Origin of the sequence: Chryseobacterium sp. VD8, from assembly GCF_037149975.1 — a bacterium.
GTDB classification, from domain to species: domain Bacteria; phylum Bacteroidota; class Bacteroidia; order Flavobacteriales; family Weeksellaceae; genus Chryseobacterium; species Chryseobacterium indicum.
In genome coordinates this window covers 1-11,417 of sequence record NZ_JBBCQL010000149.1, presented here as the reverse complement: position 1 = coordinate 11,417, position 11,417 = coordinate 1, and the positions used below count along the sequence as shown (strand labels likewise).

The 11,417-nt window shown below is 36.1% G+C and carries 8 protein-coding genes; all 8 read right to left on the bottom strand.

What is annotated here, in order from left to right:
* Window positions 1–2,246: hypothetical protein (locus WFK35_RS15320; protein ID WP_336733328.1), on the bottom strand; the 2,246-nt coding region annotated here is incomplete at its 3' end.
* A 133-nt stretch (window positions 2,247–2,379) separates the two neighbouring features.
* Window positions 2,380–3,672, bottom strand: coding sequence for an O-antigen ligase family protein (locus tag WFK35_RS15315; RefSeq protein ID WP_235130988.1), 1,293 nt, complete (start codon window positions 3,670–3,672; stop codon window positions 2,380–2,382).
* Window positions 3,673–3,674: 2 nt separating this feature from the next.
* The gene (locus WFK35_RS15310; protein WP_336733327.1) at window positions 3,675–4,790 is read right to left on the bottom strand and encodes a glycosyltransferase family 4 protein; all 1,116 of its coding nucleotides are present in this window, start codon (window positions 4,788–4,790) and stop codon (window positions 3,675–3,677) included.
* Complete coding sequence (locus tag WFK35_RS15305; protein ID WP_336733326.1) at window positions 4,781–6,007, bottom strand: lipopolysaccharide biosynthesis protein; 1,227 nt, start codon at window positions 6,005–6,007, stop codon at window positions 4,781–4,783. The genes WFK35_RS15310 and WFK35_RS15305 overlap by 10 nt, the downstream gene beginning before the upstream one ends.
* On the bottom strand, window positions 6,004–8,151 hold the full coding sequence (locus WFK35_RS15300; RefSeq protein WP_336733325.1) for a GumC family protein: 2,148 nt from the start codon (window positions 8,149–8,151) through the stop codon (window positions 6,004–6,006). The genes WFK35_RS15305 and WFK35_RS15300 overlap by 4 nt, the downstream gene beginning before the upstream one ends.
* 13 nt (window positions 8,152–8,164) lie before the next feature.
* Window positions 8,165–8,896 carry a polysaccharide biosynthesis/export family protein gene (locus WFK35_RS15295; protein WP_214589537.1) on the bottom strand — a complete coding sequence of 244 codons (732 nt, stop codon included), beginning with the start codon at window positions 8,894–8,896 and terminating at the stop codon, window positions 8,165–8,167.
* A 5-nt stretch (window positions 8,897–8,901) separates the two neighbouring features.
* Entirely contained in the window at window positions 8,902–9,342 is a 441-nt protein-coding gene (locus tag WFK35_RS15290; protein WP_214589538.1) for a response regulator, read from the bottom strand.
* A 119-nt stretch (window positions 9,343–9,461) separates the two neighbouring features.
* Window positions 9,462–11,417, bottom strand: a 1,956-nt coding sequence (locus WFK35_RS15285; protein ID WP_336733324.1) for a response regulator, incomplete at its 5' end; no start/stop codon positions are given.

Here is an 11,417-nt window from a genome sequence, read left to right as displayed (position 1 = left end):
ATTGCTAAGTACTTCACTCTCTGGTTCTTTCTTTCCAGTTTAGAGAAAAGGGAACTGTATTCTGAAGTAAGGTCACAAATCGAATGATACGAAAGTTCTTTTTTTCTACTAAGTATTTTTTCAGGCGCAGCATACAGGAAGAAGTTGAATTCCGGCTTCATCAGGAAATGATATCCTGTCTCCGTTACGGATTTCGGAAGCTGAATGTTGCTTCTTCTTGCATCGGCAATAAAATCGAAATAATACCTGTCGTATAAAACTATTTTTCCCCGCAAAACATATTTTGTGTATATAACAAATTGTCCTAAAATATAATCTGTATAATAATATCCGAATCTTAATAAGGAAGAAAGGGAGTTTTTGTTGTTTCCCTGTCTGGGTAAAGAATTTACCGCGTCCTCATGTGCTTTTTCCTTTCCTTTGGTCCATACACTCAGAATGGGAAGCAGGGAAGGTCTGTGTCTCAGTACTTTTACAGGTCTTCTGTAGCGTTTTTCAATCAGTTCGGAAACCTCCGAGATCACTGTGGATTTTCCTGCTCCGTCCACACCGCTGAATGTGATGATGAAGCCTTTTTCCGAAAAGGAATCTCTTAAATAATGAAATGTATTTTTAAAATAACAGAATCCTTTATTGTAATTCTTCATTTTCAGTGTTTTAATCGTGAGTTCTCTGTCGGTTATTTTGTTTGATTTTAAATGTTCTGAAACAAATTTCTCGTATGTTTCAGGAATTTCTGCGTCGTTCAGACTGTAAAAAAGATCAATAAATCGGGCAGTGTCTTTTTCTGAAACTTTATAAACGCCATATCTGTTTTTCCTTCTGTTTTCCATAATTTTAGAAATATCCATAATCTGAATATGCTTCCATTTTACCTGATGGATAAGATCCAGATTAAGAATCTCGTTTTGAAGGGTAACAATTCTTACCGCCTGCATGAAAGACTTCTTTACTGTTGAAACTTTCTTTACAAGGCTGTGTCCGGATAAATAGCTGACTAATTTCTGCGCGTTTTCAGAAGAAATAATCAGATCAATATCAGAATTCAGCTTCAGTTTTTCAGGTTCTTCACTGTGGAATTTCAAAGCCGCATAATCTGTGTGATAAAGCGCATCGAAAGTATCTAAAATGACCAGTTCTCTTTCGGTAGAGTAGTTTTTTAGAATGATATTTAAAGCTTCATTCCATGTTTTTAACAGCCAGTGAATCTGAAGATGCCATTCTTCCTGTGCAGCATAAATGGTAAGGTAAGACAGCGTATTGGTCAGAAGATAGTACTTCAGATAGTTCTGAAGTTCGGCTTCGCTGAACCGGAAGGTAATTTTATTTTTTTCTTCAATCTCTGCATAAATTTCTTTCCAGCTTTTTTTCTGGATTAAAATTCCGTTCTGGATAATAAAATGAAAGAAATCAAACGCTTTTGGCTTTTCTGTAGAAGACAGCTCCCAGTCATAAACAGCAAGTTTTCCATTTTTTATATAACAGTTCCACGAGGTAAAATCTCCATGAGAAAATGCAACTTTAATGTTTTCTTCTTCATCAGTATGTCTTAAAATTGCTTTTATCTTTCGGATGATATTTTTCGGAATTCTTTCATCTTCAATTATTAAAAACTGTTCTTTTACACTTTGAAAATACTTCCATTCCGATATTTTTACGCTTCTTTCATGGTGTGCTGCAATCTTTTTTACGGCTTCCGCATGAATTCCGGTAAAAGCGTTTTCACGAATTCCTTTGTTTGAAACATCCGATAACCGAAGAATATTTTCACTGATCATTGAAGCTTCAGGAACCTGTAATATATTGCCCGAAATAATTTTTCTCACGTTTTTGTTTTCCGTAGCAATGAGTTTCTTTGCTGTTTCCGTTTCTGCAATTTTATAAAAGTATCCTCCACTGTACAGAAGCGCTTTGTTGTTCGGGCCTACTGTTCCCGTAAAAATTGCCCAGTCGTTTTCGATATCAAAAACTGGCTGACCATTTTTTACATAATAGAGTGTTTCTTTCTTAAAAACAATTCTCTGCAGATGTAGTGCAAAAACAGTTTTTACCAACAGTTCAAAAAGTTTTGCTTTCGGAGTAGCCGCATTATAAAATTTTAGAAATAACGGCTTTGCGGAATCTGAGTTCCAAAACCATCTTACTGTTCCGTCAGGATTTTTTATGTAAGAAAAAGAAATCTTTTTACTGTTCTTTTCCTGTTTTGTAAATAGTTTGTACCCTGTATTTCTAAATAATGTTTTCATGATGATTATTTATATACCAAAATAGTATAAAAATATCTGCCATAATTTCAAATTGATTATAATCAGCAAGTTATATTATTTTTAATTTGATTTTTATTCCAGAATCTGGAAAATGGAACTGTCCTGTGGAATTTTAATCAGCAAATAGATCCGGTCTTTTCTTCTTCAGGATAATTTTCTGCCATCTTGTAAGATGATTATTGTTGCGGAATGCAATAGAAAATATAATGATCTGATAGAACATGATCCCATAATTACTCTCTCCAAAAATCCCGAATTCTGTAAAGGAATTAATAACGATAGGAATGAGAATGCCGATAAGCATCAGTTTCAGTTCTTTCTGTTCAGACAAGATCGATTTTACAGTAAAAAATACCTGAAAAAGTACAATGGTAAACCCGATAAATCCAAGATTCATCAGAACCTGCATAAAAGTGTTGTGCGTCATTTTTCCCGGATAGGTATGTGCGCTCTGGAAAAACTCCTTGTAATCGATCCTCATAAAGCCAAAGCCCAAAAGCGGCTCTCTTGGTAAACCTTCTGTAATTAAAGCCTGCCAGAAAGGAAGCCTTCCGGTAAGACTCATGATTTCTTCCAGCCTTTCCTGATCTCCACCTTTCAGAATAACGGTGTATACCGCAAAAGGTGCAACCATGGCAACAAGCGCAATAATGGCAAATTTCAGGGTCTTCTGTTTGGTCTGGTTGATGTGAAAAAATACGATCAGCAAAACGCCGATCAGGGAAGATCGCGATCCGGTCATAAATAAGGCATACAGAATCACCATAATTTTTATGATGGTCCAGACTTTCTTTTTGAAACGGTAAAGATCAAAAATAAGACATGCAGAACCTACTCCTGCGAGCATTCCAAGCTCATTGGGATTCATCATTGTTCCGCCCAGTCTGGCTTCTTCGCCACCGTCGGTTAACCGGAAAAATACATCGGGATTAATCCACATTCCGATGACGAAAACCAGTTGAAGCACGAAAACGGTGTTTCCCAGAAGATGATATAATCTGATGTTGTGACCTTCAAAATAAACGTCTAAAACCTTCAGACTTTTTACGAAAAAATAAGCAAAAACAAAGCTCTGAAAGGTCATAAACCATTGTAACGCACTGAATCCCGGATTGGTACTCCACGAAAATGAAATGAATCCCAAAATTAAATAGCAGATGTATAAAATCGGCGAAAATATGTTTTTGTATTCCAGAGAATTGATGCTTCCGTATCGGATGATCTTAAAATAAATGAGAATAGAAGAAATCATAACGCCCATTCTCCCGACAACTTTTATGGCTCGTGTAATGTTTACATTTTCGCTCCATGTAAAAAAACATGCCACCATAAGCAGAAGAATGATGAAGAGCTGATTGTTCAGCTTTTTAAGAAATTGCTGATGATGAAGAGGTAGAGTTTCCATTTTCAGCAGTTATAGAGTTTGGTATTCATTTCATGAAGAATTCTATTCCAGTCGAAAGCTTCTTCTACCATTTGCACTGCATTTCCGCAGATCTTTTCATAATTCTGCTGATCTTTCCATATTTTGGAAATATCGAAAAATGCTTTGGTAAGAAGCGTTGTCTTAGGTGAAGGAATATTGATTCCCGCATTGTATTGTTCAACAAGATAGCCGATATTGGTATTTTTTGTAACAATACAGGGTTTGCCGAAATTTGCGGCTTCGATTACGGAAACCGGCAATCCTTCGTTTCTGGAAGGATGCACAAAAATATCCATCTTTTTCAGAAGATCATTTTTTTCTTCTCCAAATTTACTTCCGAAAAGAATTGTTTTATCTTCAATTCCCAGTGCTTTTATTTTTTGACGAAGTTCATCTTTTTCATCGCTGTCGCCCACAATCCACAATTCAGAATAAGGATCCGCTTTAGAAAATTCAGCAAAACTCTCCACAAGCAGATCCAGACCTTTTGTGTAAATATCCAGCCTTCCGATAAAACCGAAAATTAAAGTTTCTTTGTACGGATTAGAACAGACTTCATCCTTTATCCTTTCAAATCCATAGGGAATCAAAGTACCTTTTCGGGTTGTATAAATCGACTGTAAACCCTCCATCTCGCTTTCGCCAATGCAGTGAATTTTTGAAGCATTTTTGATGACGCTTTTTTCAAAAAACTCGAAGTAAAGCTTTTTTGTGATTATACTTTTCTGCATTGCGACAGCATTGTACGCTCCATGGGGCGTAATTATATAATTGAATTTGTGTTTTCGTAAAAATCTGCTTAAGGACGAAAATACAGGGATCCATCCGCCATGAAGGTGAAAAACCGTAGATCCGTTGCTGTTTATAATTTCTTTTTGAAGATCTTCCGGAATGGAAAAAGGATTTTTTTTCCGCTTAAAAATCTTCGTTTTAAAGTTTCTTTCGGGGTAATTAACCTCAGTATTTTCAGAGATTCCCCAAACTTCTACATCCTGTTTATTTTCGGCCTGTTTTGTCGCGATATTATAAACGACTTTATTTACGCCGTTCATCTTTTCAGGGTTTGCTTTTCCTAATATCAAATGTACTATGCCCATACTGAAATCTGTTTTCTGTTAAGTAAAATTTTCCAGTACACGATCATTAAAATCTGGTTAATCACAAGTCCCGCAACTGCGCCGTAAAGTGCTCCGTATTTCAGTAAAAAATGAAAACTGAGTAATGAAAACACAAACGAAATGCAGTATCCTGTAAAAAAAGCTTTATTCTGTTCTAAAACTCTTATGGAAAGTCGGGTAGGATAGCTGTACAAAATCACTACATATAGTACCGAAACCAGTTTAATTACAAAACCATACTGTTTGTATTGTTCTCCGCCCAATAACGTAATTAATGGTTCCGAAAAAATAAAGAAACCGATGATCAGAATCCCTAAAGCCATCATTCCTTTCGACATACTGAAAAGCAGTGATTTTTTTTCTTCTTTTTTGTCCTGATAATGAAGCTTCGCTGTTTTCGGAAGGTAATAATTTTCAACGGTCTGAAGAATGACATTAATAACCCCGAAAAATGACTGAACCAGTCTTAAAGCTCCTAAAGCATTGACTCCTAAATATATTCCCGCAGCCAGAGTGAAGAAATTACCCGAAAACCACTGAACTATAGAAGCGCTTAAAAGCCATTTTCCTTCTGTAAAATGATAATGAAACAGGGAAGCGTTACTGAAGCTGAATGCTGCATTTTTCAGACCATACCAAACTCCGGGAATGGAAGCAATGACATTAACAATTCCTATAATCAGAAGGCTTTTTCCTAAATCGAGACTGTTTTCAAACCATATTAAAGGAAAAACAAGGAGAAAAATACTGTCGATAAAAAGTACATGTTGTATGCGGTCTATCGTAAGTAAAACTTTTCTCATAAAGTCCTGAAAAACATACGCTGCTGCAAAAACAATGATTGCCACTGTATTCTCTTTAATAAATGACAGTGCCGAAACCGGTATAAATTTAACAGCAGAAATAAGAGCAGCAAAAATAAGAATTAAAAGTACTGCTGCCTGAAAAACGAAGCCCAGAGACTTTTTACTGTATTCTTTTGCTGCCAGAATCTGGAAAGGCTGTACCACAATGGCGTTGCAGATGCCTACCAAAAGATACGTAACCAAAAGCACAGACGAAAACAGACCAAAATCTGAAATATTCAGTTTTCGGGCAAGTAAAAACGTCAGAAGAAAATTGCTTCCGCTGAAAATCAGCTGGTCTGCGAAAACCAGAGATGTGGGTCTGCGAAATATTTCTGTAAGCTTTTTCACGATCTTTTTCTGTTAATAAAACGTTTAATAGAGGTCATTAAACTCGGGTTGTAGCCTTCTTTATTCAGAACAAACCACAGATTGGTCAGTTTGTATTCATCCTTCAGAAGTTCTACGTTCATAATTGTTTTTTCGGCTGTTCTTCGGCTGTCTAAAACAAAAAGATTCTGATCTGCCATTTTCAGGAATAATAAAGGAAGTTTTCCTTGTTTTATCGACTGGTTATTGATGATGCAGATTTCGTTTCCAGTCATTCTTTCACGGATCAGATTTTCAATATCCGTGGAAGTTAATCTTAAATTTTTTTCTTCTGAAAAGTCGATATAATCGATGTTTTCAATATTTTCTAAATTTCCAGCTACATCAATTACCAGTACTTTTCTGGATTGTGCCTGCAAAGCTTTTATGATATTTTTTGAATGAAACAAATGCTGTTTCGATTTATCATATGAAGTGATGCAGATGAGATTTTTATCTTTAATAATTTCTTTCAGTTCCATTTCCAATACGTTCTCGAGAAAGTGATGCATTATGTTTTCCCTGTTTTTAATAAAAGTGGTTGTAAATGCAACAGGAATGGTGCTGTTTTTTTCGATGGTATACACATCATTTACTTTGGCTTTTGCAAAATGTACAGCGTAGATCAGCGCAATAGACCCGATCATACTCATAATGGCTGCAACAATGATGATGATGGAGCGCATCGGTGAAACCGGCTGTTTAGGAAGTTCCCCTTTTGTAATAATTTTATGAAAAGAAATTTTTGCCGCTTTTGCAATTTCTGCATCTATTCTTTTTTCGTTCAGGAAATTATAATTCTTTTCGTAAAGATTAAACTCACGGTTCATGATGTTCAGCAGTTTTTCCTTTTCAGGCAGACCTATAAAAGCCTGTTCTGCAATCTGGATGTCGCGGTCGATATCGTTATACTTAATCTGTAAATTTCTCTGTGTATTTCTTATGCTTTCTGTTTGATAATCAGTAAGATCTTTAATTTTAGCATCAATTACTTTTACCTTTTCATGTTCGGGCGTATAAGTAAGCAGGAGTTCTTTTTTTTCAGCCTGAAGCAGCTTCATATTTTTAATCATTTCCGTAGAAAGAAGGTCGTTGAACGCTTCAAAATTTGGGGCAAGTTCAAGATAATTGTCTTTTCCCTCAGAAATATAGCTGTTGAGATTTTTAATCGCATCCAGATTCATTTTCAGGTTGCTTTTCTGGATTTTAAGCTGAGAGATCTTTCTGAGATCGGTTTCTGTTTCCTGCGGTATATTAATGATATTTTTTCTGTCTCTGTAGTTTTCGATGCGGTTTTCTGCATCGCTAAGTTTGTTGTTTGCCTGCCCGATTTCTCCCTTAAGAAAATCTACGGTTGTATTGGCAGCACGGTATTTATTTTCAATATAATCTTCAATATATGTTTCTGCAAGTGTGTTCACGAGAAGACTGGCTTTTTCCGGAACGTTGCTTTTATAATTGATTCTGATGACGGGAACGTCTTTATCCACCGAAACAATATCAAGATTATTGTTTATCTTGTCCAAAAGTTTTTCTCTGCTCAGGAATTCAACTTCATAATGATCGATGATTTTAGCAGCAGGTTTAGCCTGAAGCAGGCTGTCGTTTTTAGTAACGAGAATTTTCCCTCCTTTTATATCTGTGGGCGTTCCGAAAGTTCCCTTTATTTCTTTTGTGGAGTCGGAAGCAGCTATCGTAAAATTCTGGGTTGATGTTACGTGGATGCTGAATTTTTTATCGTAATTTTTTTCATCTGTTAAAAATCCTTCAACTTTTATCGGAGAATCGTTAAAGAGTTCTACGGAGCGTACTTTTCCTTTTCTGTAAATTTCAGTGGAAAAGGGTAGTTTTTCAAGTGTTTTTTCAATTAAAGATGTAGATTTAAGAACTTCAATTTCTGTGCTTATCTTATTTGGGGTAGCAAAAACGTCGAAATCTTTAAAGAGATTTGCACTTGGTACACCTTCCTGTGTATCTGCAAGTTTCAGTTTTGCAGTACTTTCGTACATGGGTGTTACATAGTTAAGGTACTTTTTTGCTGCCAAAACCGCAATAATCATTGCGAGAACGACGATAGGAAATCCTCGTAACAGCGGTTTCAGAAATCTTACATTCTCGTTGTTCATGGTAATATAAGTTTTATAATAATCCTATGAGGATGGCTGCTGCGGAAGTAACGGTTGCGAAAGGAATAATGGTTGAAATTCTTTTATCGAAATCTTTACTTTTCTTGGAAGGAACAATGATGTAGTCTCCCGGATGAAGAAGGATATTCTGGTTGGGAACGTCTTTCATTTTGGTAAGATCAATATTGGTTACGCGAACGTTTTCCCCTTCCTGCCGCAGAATTTTAATTGATTTTAAATTGGCGTACATTTCAAATCCTCCCGCTTTGGAAACCAGCTCCAGTAAGGTATTCTGGTCTTTATCTACCTGAATTACAGCAGGGTTTCTCACTTCACCCATCACTGCAATCTCTTTATTCAGAACCTTTACATCCACGATAGGATTTACCAGCCATTTTTTAAGCTTTGTTTTTATTTCTTCCTTCAGCTCCGGAACCGATTTTCCTACAACTGGAGTAGTTCCCAATTTTGGAATTTCTATATTTCCGTTGATGTCTACCAGAAGCCATTTTCCGTATACTTCATTAGAATTGTAAATTCCGTACACGGAGCCCACACTTAAATCATCTTCACCCCAAACGGAAAGCGTAATTTTATCGTCCTTACGGATTCTGTATTCGTAATTCGGATCATAGCTGAAATCCTGCATATTTCGGGTAGCCTGCTCTTCTTCAAGTACATTGTACGTTTTACAGGATACCAGAAGCATCAGGAAAAAGAATGATAGTGTGAGTTTTTTTAACATAAGATTTAAAATAAAACTGTAAAGAATTTTCTAAAACCTTTCCGTTGGTTCTGAGACATTTCTTCTTTAATTTTTAATATTTTCTCTATTGTATCCGTCATTTTATCGCATACATCCGCATCTTTTACGATGTAATCGAATGCTCCGTACTTCAGGGCGTTTACTGCGGTATCTATATTTTCCTGCGCAGAAACCATGATTACGTAAATGTTCGGATCGTATCTTTTTATCTTTTTTAAAACCTCAAAGCCGTTAAGATCTTCCATGTTGTGATCCAGAAAAATAATATCGGGTTTCTGGTAAAGCTCGTCCAGACATTCTTCTCCGCTGCTGAATGAGGTAATATCTTCGTAATGGTTATTCTTTAAATACTGCTCATAAACTGTAGCACAAAATCTGTCATCATCTACAATAAAAAATTTCAATTTTTTGTTATTTGTTTCCATCTCTTTTATTTGATAATGATAACGCGATTACCGTGCCTTTATTTAAGTTGTTGATAATCAGTATTTATTTAATTGTTTAAATTCCAAAATAAAGACACTTTCCATATTTTGGAATAAAACTATGTTATTTCTTTTTCCAGTTGCTCTATGGCGGTGGAAAGCGTGTTCTTCACCTCTAAGAACATGGTGTAAAGCTCCGTAAAATCTGTCTGTTGTTCTTTAGATTTTACCTCAAGTTCTTTTACGGTTTCTTTGATGGAGTAGATGCCGACTCCTTCTATACTTGGTTTTATTCTGTGAATAAGACGTGATATTTCTGCATAATTTTTTTCTTCGAACGCCTGTTCTACCAAAGGAATCGTCTGCTGCGTCTGAGTAATGAATATGGAAAGCATTTTTTGAATGAAATCTTCATTTCCCCTACTTAAAGCCTGAATGTTTTTAAGGTCATAAAGTGCTTTTTCTGCTCCTGAATCATTGGTTTCCGGGGTATTCTGCATTTTAATATTTTTATAAATTACTTTCAGAAGCTCATCCTCATCAAAGGGTTTGGTGATATAGCTGTTCATTCCGGCAGCAATGCAGTTGTCTATTTCTGTTTTAAAGGCATTCGCTGTAAGCGCAATAATGGGTGTGGTAAGCCTGAAATCTTTACGGATGATTTTGGTGGCTTCAATACCATCGAGCTCGGGCATCTGAATATCCATTAAAATAATATCAAACTGCTGTTTCGAAAGAATATCTATGGCTCTTCTGCCATTATCTGCTTTTGTAACTTCACATCCGAAGTGGGTAAGAGAATTTTCGGCAACAAGCTGATTAAGTTCGTTGTCTTCCACCAGCAAAACACGGGTTCCTTCAATGGAAACATGTTCTTTTACTTCAATGTTTTTCAATGTTGTTTTTTCTTTACTTTTATCCATATCCAGAAAAATACTGATCTCAGTTCCTACATTTTTTTTACTTTTAATTTTAATTTCTCCTTTCATCAGGTAGATAAGTTCCCGGGTAATTGCCATTCCGAGACCGGTTCCTCCGTATTTTCTGGAAATAGAGCTGTCTTCCTGATTAAATTTCTTAAAGATCTGCTTTACATATTCTTCGCTCATTCCTATTCCGGTATCAATAATACAGATCTGAAGAGATTGATGGTTGGGGAAATCTTTTATGACATTGCATTCTACCCGTATTTCTCCTACGTTTGTAAATTTTAGGGAATTTCCGATAATATTGTACAAAATCTGTTTTATTTTCAGGGCATCGGCTTTGAATTCTGAAAAAAGATCATCAGAAAATTTAGCTTTAAGCATTATTTTTTTCTGTCTTGCTTTGGGCTGAAGAATACTGATGATATTACTGATGCATTCCTTCAGCGAAAAAACAGTATTATCCAGAGACATTTCGCCGGATTCTATTTTGGAGATATCCAGAATGTTGTTAATGATGGATAAAAGATGCTGCGCGGCGTTGAAGCTGTTTTCTACAAACTGATTCTGGGTTGTTGTAAGATCAAGCCTTTTAAGTTCCCGGAGAAAACCGATGATGGCATTAAGCGGAGTTCTGATTTCATGACTCATATTGGCTAAAAATACCTCTTTCGCCTTGGAAGCTTCAATTGCTTTAGATTTTTCCTGTTTTAGATCTTCTTCCAACTTTTTCTGGTCTGTAATATCAAGGTGAATACCTATGGAGCCTAACAGATTTCCGTGATCGTCATAATTGGGTGCACCGCTGATTGCCCACCATCTCAGCTCGCCTCTTTTATTTTTTATAGGAAGCTGATAAACGCTGGAAATTCCTTTCTCTCTAAGGTCAATCTGTTCCTGTATAAATTCCAGATTGGCTTCACCCTGTACAAAAAGCTGCGAAGGATTTTTACCGATAATTTCGTCCAGCTCAAAGCCTGAAACGTTGCAGAAACTCTGGTTTGCATAGCGTACAATCTCATCATTATCCACTTCAATAAGTCCGAGATTCATATTCGCAATAATGTTGCGGTATTTTTCTTCCTGACGTTTGATGTTATCCTGCGCTCTTTTTCGCTCTTTAAGCTGTTCTGCCAGATATAAGGAAAG